The organism is Hahnella aquatica (SeqCode) (genome assembly GCF_965194505.1).
In the GTDB taxonomy this organism is placed as follows: Bacteria; Pseudomonadota; Gammaproteobacteria; order Burkholderiales; family Burkholderiaceae_A; genus Hahnella; species Hahnella aquatica.
The window spans coordinates 1,802,194-1,820,889 of record NZ_OZ239144.1; the positions used below are offsets into that span (position 1 = coordinate 1,802,194).

Annotated in this window: 22 protein-coding genes and 1 tRNA gene; 4 read left to right on the forward strand and 19 right to left on the reverse strand. The window is 63.7% G+C overall.

Annotated features, from left to right (window positions below; all coding sequences use genetic code 11):
- The first annotated feature begins 5 nt into the window (after window positions 1-5).
- Complete coding sequence (gene lipB / locus AC8GDA_RS09335; RefSeq protein WP_506556250.1) at window positions 6-626, forward strand: lipoyl(octanoyl) transferase LipB; 621 nt, start codon at window positions 6-8, stop codon at window positions 624-626.
- Window positions 623-1,609: a lipoyl synthase gene (lipA, locus tag AC8GDA_RS09340; protein WP_506556251.1), complete on the forward strand. Its 987-nt coding sequence runs from the start codon at window positions 623-625 to the stop codon at window positions 1,607-1,609. Before lipB ends, lipA begins: the two co-directional genes overlap by 4 nt.
- Here lipA and AC8GDA_RS09345 read toward each other — a convergent pair.
- From AC8GDA_RS09345 to AC8GDA_RS09355, 3 genes are all read right to left on the reverse strand, one after another.
- Window positions 1,606-2,100, reverse strand: coding sequence for a TlpA family protein disulfide reductase (locus tag AC8GDA_RS09345; RefSeq protein WP_506556252.1), 495 nt, complete (start codon window positions 2,098-2,100; stop codon window positions 1,606-1,608). The two genes, lipA and AC8GDA_RS09345, sit on opposite strands and share 4 nt — an antisense overlap.
- Entirely contained in the window at window positions 2,097-2,807 is a 711-nt protein-coding gene (locus AC8GDA_RS09350; RefSeq protein ID WP_506556253.1) for a BON domain-containing protein, read from the reverse strand. The genes AC8GDA_RS09345 and AC8GDA_RS09350 overlap by 4 nt, the downstream gene beginning before the upstream one ends.
- A gap of 69 nt (window positions 2,808-2,876) precedes the next feature.
- The gene (locus AC8GDA_RS09355; protein ID WP_506556254.1) at window positions 2,877-3,236 is read right to left on the reverse strand and encodes a YraN family protein; all 360 of its coding nucleotides are present in this window, start codon (window positions 3,234-3,236) and stop codon (window positions 2,877-2,879) included.
- Here AC8GDA_RS09355 and rsmI point away from each other — a divergent pair.
- On the forward strand, window positions 3,235-4,152 hold the full coding sequence (rsmI, locus tag AC8GDA_RS09360; RefSeq protein WP_506556255.1) for a 16S rRNA (cytidine(1402)-2'-O)-methyltransferase: 918 nt from the start codon (window positions 3,235-3,237) through the stop codon (window positions 4,150-4,152). The two genes, AC8GDA_RS09355 and rsmI, sit on opposite strands and share 2 nt — an antisense overlap.
- Here the strand turns inward: rsmI and AC8GDA_RS09365 are convergent.
- The 5 genes from AC8GDA_RS09365 to AC8GDA_RS09385 are packed head-to-tail and all read right to left on the reverse strand — an operon-like array spanning window position 4,118 to window position 8,314.
- Window positions 4,118-4,801: a thiol:disulfide interchange protein DsbA/DsbL gene (locus AC8GDA_RS09365; RefSeq protein ID WP_506556256.1), complete on the reverse strand. Its 684-nt coding sequence runs from the start codon at window positions 4,799-4,801 to the stop codon at window positions 4,118-4,120. The genes rsmI and AC8GDA_RS09365 overlap by 35 nt on opposite strands.
- A 14-nt stretch (window positions 4,802-4,815) precedes the next feature.
- On the reverse strand, window positions 4,816-5,382 hold the full coding sequence (locus AC8GDA_RS09370) for an SPOR domain-containing protein (RefSeq protein ID WP_506556257.1): 567 nt from the start codon (window positions 5,380-5,382) through the stop codon (window positions 4,816-4,818).
- A gap of 9 nt (window positions 5,383-5,391) precedes the next feature.
- A complete protein-coding gene (gene argS, locus AC8GDA_RS09375) occupies window positions 5,392-7,155 on the reverse strand; it encodes an arginine--tRNA ligase (RefSeq protein WP_506556258.1) in 1,764 nt (587 codons plus the stop codon).
- 8 nt (window positions 7,156-7,163) lie between these two features.
- Window positions 7,164-7,799: a 2-polyprenyl-3-methyl-6-methoxy-1,4-benzoquinone monooxygenase gene (gene coq7, locus AC8GDA_RS09380; protein ID WP_506557236.1), complete on the reverse strand. Its 636-nt coding sequence runs from the start codon at window positions 7,797-7,799 to the stop codon at window positions 7,164-7,166.
- A gap of 8 nt (window positions 7,800-7,807) precedes the next feature.
- Window positions 7,808-8,314, reverse strand: coding sequence for a c-type cytochrome (locus tag AC8GDA_RS09385; RefSeq protein ID WP_506556259.1), 507 nt, complete (start codon window positions 8,312-8,314; stop codon window positions 7,808-7,810).
- Between the two features lie 54 nt (window positions 8,315-8,368).
- Between AC8GDA_RS09385 and AC8GDA_RS09390 the strand changes: the two genes are divergently transcribed.
- Window positions 8,369-8,444 (forward strand) — tRNA-Arg (locus AC8GDA_RS09390).
- A 39-nt stretch (window positions 8,445-8,483) separates the two neighbouring features.
- On the opposite strand, the gene priA is transcribed toward AC8GDA_RS09390, so the two are convergent.
- The 11 genes from priA to AC8GDA_RS09445 all read right to left on the reverse strand — a co-directional run bounded on the left by priA (window position 8,484) and on the right by AC8GDA_RS09445 (window position 18,692).
- The gene (gene priA, locus AC8GDA_RS09395; RefSeq protein WP_506556260.1) at window positions 8,484-10,700 is read right to left on the reverse strand and encodes a replication restart helicase PriA; all 2,217 of its coding nucleotides are present in this window, start codon (window positions 10,698-10,700) and stop codon (window positions 8,484-8,486) included.
- Window positions 10,652-11,719, reverse strand: coding sequence for a uroporphyrinogen decarboxylase (hemE, locus tag AC8GDA_RS09400; protein WP_506556261.1), 1,068 nt, complete (start codon window positions 11,717-11,719; stop codon window positions 10,652-10,654). Before hemE ends, priA begins: the two co-directional genes overlap by 49 nt.
- Before the next feature lie 22 nt (window positions 11,720-11,741).
- Window positions 11,742-12,158, reverse strand: coding sequence for a F0F1 ATP synthase subunit epsilon (locus AC8GDA_RS09405; RefSeq protein WP_506556262.1), 417 nt, complete (start codon window positions 12,156-12,158; stop codon window positions 11,742-11,744).
- 21 nt (window positions 12,159-12,179) lie between these two features.
- Window positions 12,180-13,583, reverse strand: a complete 1,404-nt coding sequence (gene atpD / locus AC8GDA_RS09410) for a F0F1 ATP synthase subunit beta (RefSeq protein ID WP_506557237.1) — start codon at window positions 13,581-13,583, stop codon at window positions 12,180-12,182.
- A 58-nt stretch (window positions 13,584-13,641) separates the two neighbouring features.
- Window positions 13,642-14,511, reverse strand: a complete 870-nt coding sequence (gene atpG / locus AC8GDA_RS09415; protein ID WP_506556263.1) for a F0F1 ATP synthase subunit gamma — start codon at window positions 14,509-14,511, stop codon at window positions 13,642-13,644.
- Window positions 14,512-14,520: 9 nt separating this feature from the next.
- A complete protein-coding gene (gene atpA, locus AC8GDA_RS09420) occupies window positions 14,521-16,068 on the reverse strand; it encodes a F0F1 ATP synthase subunit alpha (RefSeq protein ID WP_506556264.1) in 1,548 nt (515 codons plus the stop codon).
- Between the two features lie 11 nt (window positions 16,069-16,079).
- A complete protein-coding gene (locus AC8GDA_RS09425; protein ID WP_506556265.1) occupies window positions 16,080-16,616 on the reverse strand; it encodes a F0F1 ATP synthase subunit delta in 537 nt (178 codons plus the stop codon).
- A gap of 1 nt (window position 16,617) precedes the next feature.
- A complete protein-coding gene (locus tag AC8GDA_RS09430) occupies window positions 16,618-17,088 on the reverse strand; it encodes a F0F1 ATP synthase subunit B (protein WP_506556266.1) in 471 nt (156 codons plus the stop codon).
- Window positions 17,089-17,124: 36 nt separating this feature from the next.
- Window positions 17,125-17,367, reverse strand: coding sequence for a F0F1 ATP synthase subunit C (gene atpE, locus AC8GDA_RS09435; protein WP_506556267.1), 243 nt, complete (start codon window positions 17,365-17,367; stop codon window positions 17,125-17,127).
- A gap of 68 nt (window positions 17,368-17,435) precedes the next feature.
- Window positions 17,436-18,266, reverse strand: a complete 831-nt coding sequence (gene atpB, locus AC8GDA_RS09440) for a F0F1 ATP synthase subunit A (protein ID WP_506556268.1) — start codon at window positions 18,264-18,266, stop codon at window positions 17,436-17,438.
- Between the two features lie 21 nt (window positions 18,267-18,287).
- Window positions 18,288-18,692 carry an ATP synthase subunit I gene (locus AC8GDA_RS09445; RefSeq protein ID WP_506556269.1) on the reverse strand — a complete coding sequence of 135 codons (405 nt, stop codon included), beginning with the start codon at window positions 18,690-18,692 and terminating at the stop codon, window positions 18,288-18,290.
- Window positions 18,693-18,696: the final 4 nt, after the last annotated feature.

Consider the following 18,696-nt stretch of genomic DNA (forward strand, 5'->3'; position numbering starts at 1 on the left):
CCGTCATGATTCGTCGGCAAATTCAGTTAGCGGACTATGCCGACGTGGCCCGTGAGATGCAGGCCTTCGCCGATGGCCGCACCCCGGAAACACCCGATGAAATCTGGGCCATCGAGGTGGCGCCGGTGATCACCCTGGGCCTGGCGGCCAACCCAGACCATGTGCGTGCGGCCGGCGAGATTCCGGTGCTCAAGACCGATCGTGGCGGGGAGGTGACCTTCCACGGGCCTGGGCAGCTCATTGTCTTTCCCTTGATCGACTTGAAGCGTCGCGGCGGCCTGGTGCGCGAGACGGTCTTCCAGTACGAGCAGATCGTGATCGACTGGGTGAGCAGCCTGGGCCTGGCCACGGCCTGCCGGTGGCCGGGGGAGCCCGGCGTCTATCACCGGCGGCCGGATGGCGACCTGGAGAAATTCGCAGCCCTGGGCTTGAAGCTGCGACGCGGCTGCACCACCCACGGACTGGCCATCAACCTGGACATGGACCTGAGCGCCTTCGACCGCATCAACCCGTGTGGCCATGCTGGCCTGCGGGTCACAGACCTGGCTACACTGGGGCATCGCGTGGGCTGGCAGGCCGCAGCCGATGCCCTGTGCGCACGATTTGAAGATGCCTTTGGAACATGACTGACACCGCCCAACAACGCCTGCTCGACCAAGGCCCACAAAAGCCGCATCCCAAGCTCAAGGGCGCGGCCAAGACCGCCAAGATTCCCATCAAGGTGATTGCGCCGCAGGCGCCATTGCCCAAGCCCGACTGGATTCGGGTGAAGGCCGCTTCGCCCAACAGCCGCTTTACGGAGATCAAATCGATCCTGCGCGCCCACCAGCTGCACACCGTGTGTGAGGAGGCCTCCTGCCCCAACATTGGTGAGTGCTTCGGCAATGGCACGGCCACCTTCATGATCATGGGTGACAAGTGCACCCGGCGCTGCCCGTTCTGTGACGTGGGCCATGGCCGCCCGGATCCACTTGATGAAGCCGAACCCGCCAACCTGGCCAAGACCATTGCGGCCCTGGGCCTGCGCTATGTGGTGATCACCAGCGTGGACCGTGACGACCTCAAGGACGGCGGCGCCCAGCACTTTGTTCATTGCATTCAAGCTGTTCGAGCTGCCTCACCCCAGACCCAGATTGAGGTGCTGGTGCCCGACTTCCGTGGCCGGCTCGATCGGGCCATGGGCATCCTGGAGGCCGCGCCTCCAGATGTGATGAACCACAACCTTGAGACCGTGCCCCGGCTGTATCGGGCGGCGCGGCCGGGTTCGGATTACCAGCACTCGCTGAACCTGCTCAAGACCTTCAAGGCCCGCGTGCCCGGCGTGCCCACCAAGAGCGGCATCATGCTCGGCCTGGGCGAGACACTGGACGAGGTACTCGCCGTGATGCAGGACCTGCGAGCCCACGATGTCGACATGCTCACGGTGGGCCAGTACCTCGCGCCCTCAAATGCCCACCTGCCGGTGACGCGTTACGCGACCCCGGAGGAATTCAAAACCATTGAGGCGCAGGCCCAGGCCATGGGCTTTGTGCATGCTGCGGTGGGGCCAATGGTGCGCTCGTCCTACCATGCGGACCAGCAGGCCCATGGGGTGTTACAGGGGGTCTAGGCGAGTGATTTGGTGAGCCAGCGACGCAGATTCTCAAAATCCGGCTCGCCCACAAAACGCTTGTAGACCTGGCCCTTGGCATCGACCACAAAGGTGGTGGGCGTGACCGAGACATCGCCCCAGGCCTTGGCCCACTGGTTGTCCGTGTCGTGGAGCACCCAGAAGGGCAGTTGCCGATCTTCCACGAACCGCTGCAGGAACTCGGGGCGGTCGTAGTGCATGGCCACAGCCAGGGTGCGAAACCCCTTGGCCTCAAAGGCCTGGTGCAAAGACACGAGCTCGGGCATCTCACGCACACAGGTCACACAGCTGGTGGCCCAAAAATTCACCAGGTAAGGCCGGCCCCGCAAGGCCTGGGTGGACACGGCTTCGCCCGACAGCGTTTGGCCAGAGACCAATGGGGCGGGCGTTCTGCGCGTGGCCCAGGCACCGATGGCCGCCAACCCGCCCGCGGCCCCAAACCCCAGCAGCAGGTTGCGGCGGGTGATCATCGGACGGGCATGACCTGCGGTGCACCCGCTGGCGGCGGCACGGGCTGGGTGGACGGTGTGCCCTTGACCTCGGGCGCGGGCTTGCCGCCCTGAAGGGCCGTGTCGATGGCTCGGGCCTGCTCCTCGGTGATCACCTCAAAGGCCTGCACCACGCGGCGCACGCCTGGCACCCGGGAAACAATTTCGGAGGCCCTGGAGGCCTCGCGGGGAGCCACCACCCCCATGAGGTAGACGGTGCTCGACTCAGTGACCACCTTGATGAGGTTGCCATTGAGATCGCGGGCATCAAGAAGGGTGGCCTTCACCCGTGTGGTGAGCAGCACATCGCGGCCGTAGGTGGTCACGCTCGCGGGCAGGCCCACGATCAATTCATTGATGACGGTTCGCACGTTCTCGATGCGGCCAACGATCTGGCCCACCTCGGTCTTGGTGGCCTGGTCGGGCACAAAGCCCGTGATGAGCGCCGTGCGGTTAAAGGACGTGACGCTGGCGGTCACGGCTGCATCGCCCTTGAACCGCTCACGCAGCCGGTTAAAGCCTTTGAGTTCGATGGCCTGGTCTTCGGCCTGGGCCCCGGTGGTGCGGCGATCGGAGATTGACAGCGCGCCCACCACCATGCCGGTGGCGGCCAACGGGAAGCAGCCCGTCAGGCCAGAGGAGACCGCCAAAGAACCCAGTCCGAGCAGGCAGACACGACGCGTAACCATACGAACTCCTAGAAGGTGATGCCCGATTATAGAAGCCTGCGTGTCGGTGCGGTGCACGTGCATGACGGCTCAGCGGGCCGTTTCATCGAAGGCGTTTTGTATCCAGCACCACTGGCCTGCCTCGTGGGCCATGAGGTCGAACCGGCAGGCGGGCGCTGGGCCACCGCGGGCCGCAAGCCAGGCCCGGGCGGCACGAAGAATGCGCCGACGCTTGGCCAGGGTGACCGAGGCCAGGGCTCCTCCAAACGACAAACTCGCGCGCATGCGCACCTCCACAAAAACAATCACAGCCCCATCGACCATAATCAGATCGATCTCACCAAACGGATAGCGGACCTGATGGGCCAACTGCCTCAACCCCTGCGACGTCAGCCAGTCAGACGCCTCCCACTCCTTGTCGGTTCCCTCTTGTTGTCTCGGACTTGGCATGCAGACCTCCTCTGAAAGCCTGGAGCCTGGTCTCTACTTGGTGGCCACGCCTATCGGCCACATGGGAGACATCAGTGGCCGTGCGCGCCAGCTTCTGGAGCAGGCCGAATGCCTGTGTGCCGAGGACACGCGGCGGCTGCGCCAATTGCTCAACGCCCTGGGGCTGCCCGTCGATGGTCGACGCCTCACGGCCGTGCATGCCCACAACGAACAGGAGCAGGCCGAGGGGCTGATCGAGGCGGGGCTCTCGGGTCAGCGGGTTGTCTTGGTCTCGGATGCCGGCACGCCGGGTGTGGCCGACCCCGGTGCGCGGTTGGTTCAACGGGCCTGGGCGCGAGGCCTGCGGGTGATTCCCGTGCCGGGCCCGAGCGCACTCACGGCGGCAGTGAGCGTGAGTGGCTTTCTCATCTCAGAGGAGCACCCGCTGAGCTTTTGGGGGTTTTTGCCGGCCAAGGCCGCGGGCCGGCGAGCCACACTCGAGCGAATGCGACAGGCCGGCGGTGTGGTGGTGACATTTGAGGCGCCGCATCGCATCGAGGCTGCCCTGCAAGACGCCGCCTCGGTGCTGGGGGAGACCACGCCCACCCTGCTCGCCCGCGAGATGACCAAGGCCTTCGAGACCCTGCACCGTGGCACCCTGACCGACGTCATGGCCCAGCGCAGCGCCCGACTGGCATCGGACCCGGACAGCAATCAGGGTGAAATGGTCTTGGTCTTTGACCTGCCAAGTGCCGCGCAGACCCAAGGCGCACGCACGGCATCGGCACAGGAGTGGGCCAGGCTGCTGTCGGCAGAGCTGCCGGCCTCCGCAGCCGCCAAGTTGTTGGTGAAGGGCCTGGGCTTGGAGCGCGCCGAGGCCTATCAGATGGTGACCTCGCTGGCTAAGCGCGGACCAGCGGACGCGCCTTCGCAATGAGGTGATCGACCACGGCCATGGCCCGTTGATGGCTGCCACCAACCATGGATGGGGCGGTCACAAAACGGCCATGAATGGTGAAACGAGGAACGCCCTCCACCTCGTGGGCGGTCATCAGCGCAGTGGCGCGGCGCATGTTGCTGGCCACTGCGGGTGATGCCCAGGCCTTCTCGAAGCGAGCACCATCGAGGCCTGCCGAGCGAGCCCATTCAAAAATTTCCGCAGGTGTGACCAGGGGCTTTCGGCCCAGGTGGATGGCTGCAAAGGCCTTCTCATGCGCGGCCTCGGGGGCCATGAGGGCCTCCAGGGTGTAGAAGAGTTGCTGCTGGACATTGCCTCGAAAGGCCACGTGCACCTTTCGAAAGAGAACATCGGACGGCAGTTTGTCCTGCCATGCCTTGATGGCGGGCTCCATGGCATAGCAATGGGGGCATGCATACCAAAAAAACTCCAAGACCTCGACCTTGCCGACTGCGGCGGTGGGCACGGGTTTGGCGAGCACGCGAAAGTCGATGCCTTCGTCGATGGGTGCAGCCTGAAGGCTGTTGGACGCAAGGCCTGCCAGCAGGCCCGCGGGCAGCAGGCGTGAGAGGGCCAGTGCCGAGCCAGTGGCCAGGCTACGTCGACGATGGGAATTCGGGGCTTGCATAAGACGGTGCTCCTTTACTGGGCGGGCAGAACCCGGACCACGGTGGATTCCAATCCGTTTTCAGACAGACCAACCTTGGTGCGGTTCAACACCTCAAAGTCTGAGAAGGGGCCAAGCCGAACACGGTGAAAGACCGTGCTGTCTCGACGGACCTGAGACACCGAGGCCTCAAAGCCCAGGATGGCCAGGCGTGCCCGCATCTGATCGGCCTCATCCACCGAGCGGTAGGCGGCGACCTGCAAAAAATACGTGGTGCCGGGGGGTTCGGCCAATGGAGCCCCCTTGGGGTCGGCCAACGGGGGTGGCGGTGGGGGCGCCACGGCCTCTGGTGGCGGTGGCGGCGGCTCGGCGGGCTCTGGTGCGGCAGAGGGCTCCGAAGATGATTTCTTGGCAGCCACCGGTGGCTCGGGCTTTCGCAGGCCACGGTCTTCAAATGGCGGCGGTGTGAGGGTGATGTAGGCCGCCACAGCGGCCGCCACAATCAGACCCACGGCCACACCGGCTGAGAAGCTCACGATGCTGCCGCCGCTGCCGGCCGGGCCGGCTTGGCGAGGGTTGTCTGGATTCCGAGCGTTGGCCATGGTGGGATGCTACATCTTGTTGGGCGCGCGAACACCGAGGATGTGCAGCCCAGAGGCCAGCACCGTGGCCGTGGCCACCAGCAGCAAGAGCCTGGCCTGGCGCAGTTGAGCCTCTTCCACCAGCACGCGGTCTGCGTTGTAAAACCCATGGAAGGCCGCGGCGAGTTCGCGCAGGTAGAAGGCCACCAGGTGGGGAGCGTGCTCGTTGGCCGCCTGGGCCAAGAGGTCTGGATAGCTGGCCAGGCAGGCGCACAGGGCCAAGGCCTTGGGTGAATCGAGCCGTGCCAGGCAGGCCTCACGGGCTGATGCCGTCAGGCCCTGGTCCCAATCGGGCCCGGCCTGCGCCAGCACGCTCTGAATACGGGCGTGGGCGTATTGAACGTAATAGACCGGGTTCTCGTCGGATGCCGACAGGGCCAGGTCGACATCGAACACAAATTCCGAGTCGGCCTTGCGAGACACCAGAAAGAAGCGAACCGCATCTCGGCCGCGGTCGGGGTCTGGCTCTGCTGCGTCGGCCACCTGGCCCGACCAAGTGATGAGGTCGCGCAGGGTGACATACGAGCCCGCGCGCTTGGAGATCTTCACCTCCTCACCGTGGCGCATCACGGTGACCATCTTGTGCAGGATGTAGTCGGGGTACTGTGAAGGCACGCCTTCGCCGAGCGCCTGCAGGCCTGCCCGCACACGGGCGATGGTGCCGTGGTGGTCGGAGCCCTGAATGTTCACCGCCCTGGCAAAGCCACGGCGCCACTTCTGCAGGTGATAGGCCACATCGGGCACAAAGTAGGTGTAGCCCCCCTCGGATTTGCGCATCACCCGATCTTTGTCGTCGCCATGGTCGGTGGTGCGCAGCCAAAGGGCACCGTCTTGCTCATAGGCGCTGCCGTTGTCCACGAGGCGGGCCACCACGGCCTCGACATGGCCATCGGTGTAGAGCGACGACTCGAGGCTGAACTGGTCGAATCCAACCCCAAAAGCCGCCAAGTCCAGGTCTTGCTCGTGGCGTAGATAGGCCACTGCGAATGCGCGAATGGCCGAGAGGTCTTCGGCGTCGGCCTGGCCCACCACCGTCGTGCCCTCGGCCGTCGTGACCGATTCGCCCGACAAATACGCCTGGGCAATCTCGCCGATGTACTCGCCGCGGTAACCGTCGGCCGGAAATGCGGGGTCGTCTGGGCCTAGGCCCTTGGCACGGGCTTGCACGGAGCGCGCCAGGTTCTCGATCTGGGCACCTGCATCGTTGTAGTAGAACTCGCGATGCACGCAGGTGCCCTGCGAGGCCATCAGCCTCGCCAGGCTGTCGCCCAGGGCCGCCTGTCGGCCATGGCCCACATGCAGCGGGCCCGTGGGATTGGCCGACACGAACTCGAGCAAGAGGCGGTCTTGTGCACGCATGGGCCGATGGCCGAAGGCATTGGCCTGTTCGAGCACCACCCCCACCACGGCCGTCTTGACGGCCAACTGAAGTCGAAAGTTCACAAAGCCTGGGCCGGCCACCTCGGCCGCTGTGAGCCATACGCGAAGGCGATCATCTGCCGCAATTCGGTTCACCCACTCCTGGGCCAGCACGGGAGGCTTCATCTGCCAGGGCTTGGCCAACTTCAGCACCAGGCTGGTGGCGAGGTCGCCGTGCTCAGGCTGCTTGGGCTGCTGCAGGCTGGTGGTGAGTTCATCGACAGACAGCGCAAGCCCAGCGCCTTTGGAGGCGGCCAATTCCATCAGGTTGTCGTGCAGGGCCTGGCCGAAGGCCTGGCGTTGAAGGGGCAGCATGGCGGCGCTTAGAGGCGGTAGGCCGTGTGGATCATCAGCTTGGCACTGGCCTTCATGGCCAGTTGAACGGGCCGAGGGAGGTCCGCGCCACCCATGGAACGAGCATCGGCACCGTGCTCGGCCTCATCGATCATCATTTGGGTGACCACGGCCCGAGACCGCGCGTCTTCTGGCGGCAGGGCAGACAAATGGCCCTTGAGGTGCGCCTCGACCTGACGCTCGGTTTCAGAGACAAAGCCCATGCCCTGTGCGGCGGGAAGTCGGCCCGCCACCAGGCCCAGGCAGAAGGCGCCTGCATACCAGAGCGGCGAGAACAGGCTGGGGCGGCTGTCCAGGGCCGTGAGGCGCCGGCGTGTCCAGCGCAGGTGATCGGACTCCTCGCGTGCTGCTTCGAGAAGCGCACGGGCCTGCTGTGGAGATTCGGTGGACAGGGCCTGGCCTTGATACAGGCCCTGGGCGGCCACCTCGCCTGCGTGGTTCACACGCATGAGGCCCGCCGCATGGCTGCGCTGTGCGTCGTTCAGGGAGGCTTCCGGCAGGGCCTGACCGGGCATGGGCCGGCCGGTGCCCGAGGGATCGGTGGTGAGCGTCTTTAGTGCATTGTCAAAGGCACTAAAGACCCGATCGAGGGCCGAGAATTGGATCAAGCCTGTTACTGCTGGAAGTTGGCACCGGCACTGTTGGCCAGGTGGGCCACGGCCTTGCCGATCTCTGCATCGGTGTAGGCACCACCACCTTGCGCGCCCATGGCGCCCTTGCCCTTGAGTGCAGAGGTGAGCAGGGCGTCGTAGCCCTTGGGAATGCGAGAGGCCCAGGCGGCTTTGTCACCGAACTTGGGGGAGCCCAGCACACCAGAGGTGTGGCAGCCCGCACAGGCGGCTGCGTACACCTGGGCACCGGTTCGAATGATCGCGCTTGCGGCTGCAGAAGCGGCGGGCGCTGCTGCGCCGGCCTCCGGCGCGGTGGCCACGCGGCCCACGGGCTTGATGCGCTCTGAAATGGACTCGGCCGTGAGGGCTGAGCTGCCCGCACCAACCTTGGGTGCCGCCGCGATGTATTTGGTGAGCAAAACGATGGCAGCAATTGGAACGATGAAACTGAGTACCACCACCACGATGAGTTGTTTGGGGGTTTTGATCAGGCTGTCGTGTTCGCTCATGGCAAGGTCTCTGTGGAGTCTCAAAGGGTGGAGACGCGTATTATAGAAGGCTATGCGTCTGTAGCTCAGTGGATAGAGTATTGGCCTCCGAAGCCAAGGGTCGCAGGTTCGATTCCTGCCAGACGCGCCACGGCCGCCAAAAGTTCACGAGGCGTTCATCAGGGGTTCATCAAGAAAATCCCAGCGGGTCGACCTCCAGGGCCACATCCACCGCGCGGTGGGCCTGGGCCCAGTGGCCAAGACCGTCGAGCAGCACGTGCAGGCCCGCGCGCTCCGTACATTCCAAAATGATCTGCCAACGGGTCTTTCCCGCCTGACGCTCGGGGTACCTCGGCGTCGGTGGGTACACCGTCACTCCCAGACCGTGTCGAATCGACTCCGCCTGACACCAGGCCTCACAGGCCTTTGCAGCCTCCACGGCCGCATCACCCCGAGCATGCGAGAAGCGCACGGCGGCCAAGTGCGAGAACGGTGGCAGGCCTGCAGACTGCCGCTCTTGCAAGAGCTGTTGCCAGTGCCGACGGTGCGCACCCGGCGAGGGATCGGCCAAGGCGAGCAACAAGGGGTGGCTGGGATAGCGGGTCTGAATGATGACCTCGGCACCTGCAAGGTGGCGCCCGGCTCGGCCGGCCACCTGCAGCAGGTTGGCGAACAGCCATTCAGGCGCTCGGAAGTCTGGGTTGGCGATCTGGGCATCGGCGTCGACCACGATCACGCGCTTGAGGGCGGGGAAGTCGTGGCCTTTGGCCATCATCTGGGTGCCCACCAGCAGATTCACCTCGCCGCGACGGATCTGTGCCAGGGCCTCCTCGAAGGCCGCCTGGCTTCGGATGGCGTCGCGGTCCATGCGCAAGAGCTTGGCCTGTGGCAGTCGCGACTGCAGGGCCTCCTCGAGCTGTTGGCTTCCGCGGCCGAAGGTCTCCAGGCTGGGATTCCCGCAGTCCGGACACGCCTTTGGCGTGGCCGACTGGTGGCCGCACCGGTGGCAAACGAGCCGCCAGCCCGCCTTGCGCTTGTGCAGGACTGCGGGCGTGGAGCAGTCTGGGCAGGGCGCTGTCCATCCGCAGGCCTCGCAGTTGAGCACTGGCGCCCAGCCCCGCCGATTCAAGTAGACCAAGGCTTGCTGCCCCTCGGCCAGGGTCTGCTCGAGTGCGCGCCAGGCGCTCGGTGCCAGTCCCTCCTCGGCCCGCTCCACGCGAAGGTCGATGAACCGAACCGGCGCAGGCATGGTGCCGGTGGCCCGCGCATCCAGGCGCAGTGAGACCAGGCGGCCCTGGGCCACCTGGGCCTGCATCTCAAGGCTGGGGCTGGCCGAGCCCAGGAGCAGGGGGATGCCGAGGTCTTTCGCACGCCAAAGGGCCAGGTCCCTCGCGGAATAACGCAGGCCCTCGAGCTGCTTGTAGGAGGCGTCGTGTTCCTCGTCGACCACGATCATGCCCAGGCCGGGCAACGGGGCCAGAATGGCCATGCGTGTGCCCACCAGAATCTGCAGTTGGCCCAAGGCCGCGGCAAGCCAAATGACGGCGCGCTGGCGGTCCGTGAGGCCGCTGTGCAGCACGCCCACCCGATGGCCCGGAAAGGCCTGGGCCAGGCGTGTCTGCAGCTGTGGGGTGAGGCCGATTTCTGGCACCAGAAAGAGCACCTGCTGGTCCGGAGCCGCCTGCAGGCGTTGGGCCATGAGTTCGAAGTAGACCCGTGTCTTTCCAGAGCCTGTCACCCCGTGCAGCAAGGCGGCCGCAGGGTTGGGTTGTTGGACATGCGCCTCGAAGGCCTTCACGACGGCGGCCTGGTCTGGCGTGAGGGCTGGCCATGCGTCTCCTAGGCCTGCTGCGTCGCCATGGGGCTGGGCCTGTTCGTCCGGCAGTTCGAGTGCATCGAGCCCTTGGCCAAGGCAGGCCTCCAGGCTCGAAGGCCGCAAGCCGTCCTTGGTCGGGCGTTGGCGGTGGGTGGCCGGCGCGCGCAACCAGCCGGGCAGCATCGTGCCCATGACCTGCCCAACCGACCGGTGGTAGTAACGGGCCGTGAAGCCCAAGAGGCGCAGCATGGGGGAGGACAGCCTTGGCAGGGCCAGGCGTTGCAGGGCTGGGCGCACCGCATAGCCCAGGCCGTCGATCGTGCCTGGGTCGACATCCTGGGTGGCCACGATCAGGCCCACACGGCTGCGTGTCCCCACCGGCACGAGCAGCCAGTCGCCGGCCTCAAGGCCGCTGTCGGTGTCGCCGCTGAGGCCCGACGGTGGCGCAAGATAGCTGAGCGGGCCAAGGCCTGGGGTGTCGACTGCAACATCCAGCAGTCGCGTGGTGGGCTTGCCCGTGAGGGCTGACATGCGCGCTGCGCTCAGGCGGCCTGCTGGCGGCTGGCCTTTGCAACAGCCTCCACGAGGCATGTGACGTGGTCGATGGGCGTGAACTGCGAGATGCCATGACCCAAATTAAAGATGTGGCCTGCACCCGCCGAGAGCTTTCCAAAGCTGTTGACCACCTTGGTGGCCTCGGCCTCGATGTGCGCAGGCGTGCCGAGCAGAACGGCTGGATCCAGGTTGCCTTGCAGGGCGCAGCGGTCGCCGATCAGGCGGCGGGCTTGCCCAAGGTTGGCCGTCCAGTCGAGGCCCACGCCCTGGCAGCCGGTGGCCGCAATGCGCTCCATCCACTGGCCACCACCCTTGACGAACACGATGACCGGGGTCTGCGGATGGCGGGCCCGCAGGTCGCGCACAATGGTCTCCAGGGCTTGCAGCGAGAAGGCATCGAAGGATTGGTCTGCCAGCAGCCCACCCCAGCTGTCGAAGAGCATGATGGCCTGCGCACCCGCGCGCACCTGCATGTCGCAGTAGTCGGTGACGGCATGGGTGAGGCGCTTGAGCAGGGCCTGCACCAGGTCTGGGCGGCTGTAGACCCATTTGCGCACCGACAAAAAGTCGTCGGAGCTGCTGCCGCCGGCGAGCATGTAACAGGCCAGTGTCCATGGGCTGCCCGAGAAGCCAATGAGGGGCACGCGGCCATCGAGGGTTTTGCGAATGAGTGCAACCGCATCGCCCACATAGGAGAGGGCCTCGGCCATGTCGACATTGGGCATGGCCGCAAGGTCGGCCTCGGACTCAATCTTTCGGTGAAAGCGCGGGCCTTCCCCCTCCACGAAATGCAGGCCAAGGCCAAAGGCATCGGGGATGGTGAGGATGTCCGAGAACAGAATGGCCGCATCCAGGCCGTAACGATCAATCGGCTGGAGGGTGACCTCGCAGGCCAGCTCGGGGTTCTTGCACAAGGCCAGAAAGTTGCCGGCCTTCTTGCGGGTGGCGTTGTACTCCGGCAGGTAACGGCCCGCCTGGCGCATGAGCCAGACCGGAGTTCGTTCCACCGGCTGCCGGGCAAGGGCCCGTAAAAAGAGGTCGTTGGTCTGGGCCAAATCTAGGGGTGCCGCGGGCCGCTTACTTGCGGCTTCTGAACTGCTTTAAGGCGGCGAGCTGGGCCGATGCGATGGCCAGCTCCGCCTGGGCGGCTGCGAAATCGATGTCGGTGTTGCGATTGGCAAGCGCTGTTTCGGCATCCTTGCGCGCCTGCTCAGCCTTGGCCTCATCGAGGTCTTTTCCACGGATGGCCGTGTCGGCGAGCACCGTGACCACACGAGGCTGCACCTCCAAGATGCCACCGGCCACAAAGATGAGCTCTTCTTGGCCATTGACCTTGATGCGAACCGTGCCAGGACGAATGCGGGTGATGAGCGGGATGTGCCCCGGCAGAATGCCCAGCTCGCCCTGCTCTCCGGGAAGGGCCACAAACTCGGCCTCCCCAGAGAAGATCATCTCTTGGGCGCTGACAACGTCGACTTGAATGGTTCCGGCCATGGGGCATGGACTCCGATTGAATTATTGAAGCGTCTTGGCCTTCTCGAAGGCCTCTTCGATGCCGCCAACCATGTAGAAGGCCTGCTCCGGCAGGGCGTCGCACTCGCCATCGACAATCATCTTGAAGCCACGGATCGTCTCGGCCAGCGTGACATATTTGCCCGGCGAACCCGTGAAGACCTCGGCCACGTGGAAGGGCTGCGACAAGAAGCGCTGAACCTTACGGGCGCGGGCCACGATGAGCTTGTCATCGGGCGAGAGCTCGTCCATGCCCAGAATGGCAATGATGTCGCGCAGCTCTTTGTAGCGCTGCAGGGTCTGCTGCACCTTGCGCGTCACCGAGTAATGCTCCTCGCCCACCACGTTGGGGTCGATCTGGCGTGAGGTGGAATCGAGGGGGTCTACGGCCGGGTAGATGCCCAGGGAGGCGATGTCCCGTGAGAGCACCACGGTGGCGTCGAGGTGGGCAAATGTTGTGGCAGGCGATGGGTCGGTGAGGTCGTCGGCTGGCACATAAACGGCCTGAATGGACGTGATCGAACCCACCTTCGTGGACACGATCCGCTCCTGCAGACGGCCCATTTCCTCGGCCAGCGTGGGCTGATAGCCCACAGCCGAGGGCATCCGGCCCAGCAGTGCCGAGACCTCGGTACCGGCCAGGGTGTAGCGATAAATGTTGTCCACGAAGAAGAGAATGTCGCGGCCTTCGTCACGGAAGCGCTCGGCCATGGTGAGGCCGGTGAGCGCCACGCGCAGTCGGTTGCCCGGGGGCTCGTTCATCTGACCAAAGACCATGGCCACCTTGTCGAGCACGTTGGAGTCTTTCATCTCGTGATAGAAGTCGTTTCCTTCACGGGTACGCTCACCCACGCCTGCAAACACCGAGAGGCCCGAGTGCTGCTTGGCGATGTTGTTGATGAGCTCCATCATGTTCACGGTCTTGCCCACACCAGCACCACCGAAGAGGCCAACCTTGCCGCCTTTGGCAAACGGGCAGATCAGGTCGATCACCTTGATGCCGGTCTCGAGCAGCTCGACCGATGGGGAGAGGTCTGCAAATTTCGGGGCGGACTGGTGGATCTCGCGCAGCTCGTCGCAGGGAATGGGGCCGGCTTCATCGATGGGGCGTCCAAGGACGTCCATGATTCGGCCCAGGGTGCCCTCGCCCACCGGCACAGAGATTCCCTTGCCGGTGTTGTTCACGGGCATGCCGCGTCGAATGCCGTCGGACGATCCCATGGCAATGGTTCGAACCACACCATCACCGAGCTGCTGCTGCACCTCGAAGGTGAGTCCCTTTTCGATGAGGTCGTGCTGGGCGGAGTCGTCCAGGGTGAGGGCATCGTAAATGTTGGGGATGCCGTCGTGTGGGAACTGGATGTCGACCACCGCACCAATACACTGAACAATCTTGCCTTGTGCCATGCTCATTTGAGGGTCCTCTTCTCTCTAAACGTTTGTTAATTGCATGTGGGCGCGGGGCTTACACCGCCGCCGCACCGCCCACGATTTCCGACAATTCTTTGGTGATGGCGGCCTGGCGCGCCTTGTTGTAAGACAGCTGCAGGCTTTCGATGAGCTGTTTGGCGTTGTCCGAGGCGGCCTTCATGGCCACCATGCGGGCGCTCTGCTCGCAGGCCATGTTCTCGGCCACCGCCTGGAACACCACCGACTCCAAGTAGCGGGTCAGCAGCTCGGAGAGCACCACCTCTGCATTGGGCTCGTAGAGGTAATCCCAGTCGTGATTGGGATCGGTCCGCTCCAGACGGTCGTCGGTCAGGGGCAGCAGTTCCATCACGGTGGGGTCTTGCTTCATGGTGTTCACAAACTGATTGGACGCCAAGAACACCGCATCGAGCTCACCGGCCGCAAAGGCGTCGAGCTGAACCTTGACGGGACCAATCAGCGTGTCGAGCTTCGGGGCGTCGCCCAGACCAATGACGTGGCTCACCACCTTCGAGCCCATGCGGCTGAAGAAGCCAAAACCCTTGTTGCCAAACGCCGTGACCTGCACGCTGGCCCCAGCGGCCTCCCACTCCTTCATGCGGGTCACCACTTGGCGCAGCAGGTTGGTGTTGAGGCCACCGCACAGGCCTTTGTCGGAGGTGATCACGATGAGCCCAATGCGCTTGATCTCTTTGCGCCGGGTCATGTAGGGGTGCACGAACTCCGGTGTGGCATGGCTGAGGTTTGCACAGATGGCACGAACCTTTTCCACATAGGGGCGCCCAGCACGCATGCGCTCCTGCGCGCGGCGCATCTTCGAGGCCGCGACCATCTCCATGGCCTTGGTGATCTTGCGCGTGTTTTGAACGCTCTTGATCTTGTTGCGTATCTCTTTTGAGCCTGGCATGGGGAGTCCTTAGTAGGCGCCGGTCTTCTTGAAGTCTTCGATGGCCTTGCGCAACTGGGCCTCATGGTCTGCCGAGAGATCCTTGGCGGCTTCGATGGCATCGGCCAGCGCGCCATGCTTGTTGCGCACGTGGTCGCGCAAGGCCCGCTCGAAGGCACTGGCCTTGGCGACATCGACGTCGTCCATGTAGTTGTTGTTCACCGCGAACAGGGTGAGCGCCATCTCCCAGATCTTGAGCGGCTGGTACTGGGGCTGCTTCATGAGCTCGGTCACGAGGCGGCCACGCTCAAGCTGCTTGCGAGTGGTCTCGTCGAGGTCGGAAGCAAACTGAGCAAAGGCAGCCAGCTCACGGTACTGGGCCAGGGCCAGACGCACGCCTGCGCCCGTGTCCTTGCGCTTCATGAGCTTGGTCTGGGCCGCACCACCCACACGCGACACTGAGATACCGGCGTTGAGTGCGGGACGAATGCCAGCGTTGAAGAGGTCGGTCTCTAGGAAGATCTGACCGTCGGTGATCGAAATCACGTTGGTGGGCACGAATGCAGAGACGTCGCCAGCCTGGGTTTCAATGATGGGAAGGGCTGTGAGTGAACCGGTCTTGCCCTTGACGGCACCATTGGTGAACTTCTCAACGTATTCCTCGTTGACCCGGGCGGCCCGCTCGAGCAGGCGGGAGTGGAGATAGAAGACATCGCCAGGGAACGCCTCACGGCCCGGCGGGCGGCGCAGCAGCAGTGAGACCTGGCGGTAGGCCACGGCCTGCTTAGAGAGGTCGTCGTAAATGATGAGGGCGTCTTCGCCACGGTCGCGGAAGTATTCGCCCATCGTGCAGCCGGAATAGGCCGACAAATACTGCATGGCAGCCGACTCCGAGGCCGTGGCGGCCACCACAATGGTGTAGGCCATGGCACCCGTCTCTTCGAGCTTGCGCACCACGTTGGCAATGGTGGAAGCCTTCTGACCAATCGCCACGTAGACGCAGGTCATGTTCTGACCCTTCTGATTGATGATCGTGTCGACGGCCACCGCGGTCTTGCCGGTCTGACGGTCGCCAATGATCAGCTCACGCTGACCACGGCCCACAGGCACCATGGAGTCCACGGCCTTCAGACCGGTCTGAACCGGCTGCGAGACCGACTTGCGGTAGATCACGCCGGGGGCGACCTTCTCGATGACGTCGGTCATCTTGGCATTGATGGGGCCCTTGCCATCGATGGGCTGGCCCAGTGCGTTCAGCACGCGGCCAATGAGCTCTGGGCCCACGGGAACATCCAGAATGCGGCCGGTGGCCTTGACCACGTCGCCCTCTGAGATCTCGGTGTACTCCCCCAGCACCACCGCACCAACGGAGTCGCGCTCGAGGTTGAGGGCCAGGCCGATGGTGTTGTTGGGAAACTCCAGCATTTCGCCTTGCATCACATTCGAGAGGCCATGGATGCGGCAAATGCCGTCGGTGACCGAGACCACCGTGCCCTGGTTGCGGGTGTCCGCGGCCAGATTGAGGCCTTGGATTTTGCCCTTGAGCAGTTCACTAATTTCAGAGGGGTTCAGTTGCATTCAAATTGCTCCTAGTTCATCAGGGCGGATGTCATCTTGGCGAGCTTGCCGCTCACCGATGCATCGATCACTTCGTCGCCAATCGAGATCCTCACGCCGCCGATCAGGCCCTTGGCCTCTTCGGTGGTGAGGGTCACGGCCTGGCCGTATTTTTTTTCAAGCAACGCCTTGAGTTCGGCCTGCTCGGCCGCGGACAAGGCAAAGGCTGTTTCCACCCGGGCCGCCAAGGTGGCATTGGCTGCGTTCTTGAGCGCCTCAAAGAGTGTGGCGATCTCTGGCAGGGTGGAGAGCCGGCCGTTCTCGGCCAGCAGCTTCACAAAGTTTTCCAATGGGCCAGTGAGGCCACCTGCGGCATCTGAAAACAATTTGGCGAGCTGGTCTGGCCCCACAGACGGATTGCCGTAGAGCGACTGCATGGCATCGTCAGCCGCGATGGCAGCCAGCCGTCCGAGTGCGGCAGACCATGCAGACATGGCCGCTGCATCAGCGCGGGCCACCGCGAAGGCGGCCTCTGCGTATGGCCGCGCAATGGTTACGACTTCCGCCATATCAGAGCTCGTTCTTCAAGTGCTTGAGCAGGTCTGCATGGGCCTTGGCATCGACTTCTCGGCGCAGGATCTGCTCCGCGCCCTTGACCGCCAAGGTGGCCACCTCGTCACGAAGGCTGTCGCGCGCAGACTGAACCACCGACTCGGCCTCCTTCTCGGCCGCCTCACGGGCGGCTGCAACGATGCGGGTGGCCTCGGACCTGGCCTGCTCGATGAGGAGGTTGGCCTGCTTTTCAGCCGACGCACGGACCTCACCAGCGACATCCTTGGCCTTGCCCATTTCCTCGGCAGCCCGACGCTCAGCCATGACCATGTCGGTCTTGGCCTTGTCGGCCGCGGCGAGGCCTTCGGCGATTTTCTGAGCCCGCTCATCGAGCGCCTTCATGATCGGGGGCCATACAAATTTCATGGTGAACCAGGCCAGTACAAAAAATACGACCAGCTGGGCGACCAGGGTTGCGTTCAGATTCACAGCGCAGTCCTCACAGAGTCTTGATCAGAGCCCGTCTTATCCAGCAAACGGATTCGCGAAGGCAAACATCATGGCGATGCCCACGCCGATCAGGAAGGCCGCGTCGATCAGACCAGCCAGCAGGAACATCTTGGTCTGCAGCTCATTCATCAGCTCTGGCTGACGGGCCGAGGCCTCGATGAACTTACCGCCCATGAGACCAATTCCAATACAGGCGCCGATGGCACCCAGACCAATGATCAGACCACAAGCCAGCGCGACAAATGCAACGTTCGTCATAACAACTCCTCAGAGGGGAAACAAAAAAGAAACGACAGCGGAAAAGGAAAAGACAGACTTCATTCGACTTAGTGCCCTTCGTGGGCCTGGCCGATGTACACCAGCGTTAGCATCATGAAAATAAAGGCCTGCAGCGTGATGATCAGGATGTGGAAGATGGCCCAGATGGAGCCAGCAATCACGTGGCCGATGAAGCCGAATGCGGTGGCGGTGCCGCCCAGCAGGGCAATCAGAATGAAGATGAGCTCGCCGGCATACATGTTTCCGAAGAGCCGCATGCCGAGCGACACGGTCTTGGCCAGGAACTCAATGATATTGAGGCCCAGATTGGCCAGCCACAAGGCGGGATGCGAGCCAAAGGGTGCACAAAAGAGCTCATGCAGAAAGCCACCCACGCCCTTGATCTTCAGGTTGTAGTAGATCATGAGCACGAACACGCCGAGCGACATGCCGAGCGCGCCGTTTAAGTCCGCCGTGGCGACAATGCGGTGGTACTGGATGTATTGGTCAAGGCCGGTGGCACTGAAGACAAAAGCAGGAAGGTCGACCGGCAGGAGGTCCATGGCGTTCAAGAAGAAGATCCAGACAAACACCGTGAGGGCCAAAGGCGCGATGAAGCGGCGGTCGCCATGAACAATGCTCTTGGACTGGTTCTCGACCATTTCCACGAGGATTTCCACCAGGGCCTGGAAGCGCCCGGGAACGCCGGCGGTGGCCATGCTGGCTGCGCGCCACATCAAAAACACGGCCAGGGCCCCGAGGGTCACCGACCAGAAAATGGTGTCGAAATTGATGATCGAGAAATCAACGATGGCCGTCTGTGGCTTGCCCGTATTGGTGAGGTGTCCCAGGTGATGGACAACATATTCCCCAGCAGTCGGCGCTTGCATAGCGGCCATAGTCTTCCTCGTCGACGTTCGTTACTTCGTTTCAACGGACTCCGGCGCCTGCCGAAGCCTACGATCAATTCGTTGGGCGTCTTGCTGACGAACCGCCCGATTCAATACCCAAGGGGCCACAAAGATCGACAGGGCTGCCACGGCAATTCCGAGCAGCAGGGCTGGCCAGACCAAGCCCTCGAACCATGTGGCCACCGAGGCCAGCAGGACGACGGACAGCATCATTTTGAGAAGCTCGCCAACCATCCAAACAACCACCGCCTGATTCGGTAAAGCCAACTGCAGTCGCCAGGCAAACAGGAGGTTGGGCAGCACGATGGACAGGCCGCCGAGCAAAACGCTCCAGCCCGTTAGCGCCGAGTGGAGTGCGGCCAACACGGCACACACGGCCACCAAGACCCCCTGAACAACTGGCACCCTGATCATTTGA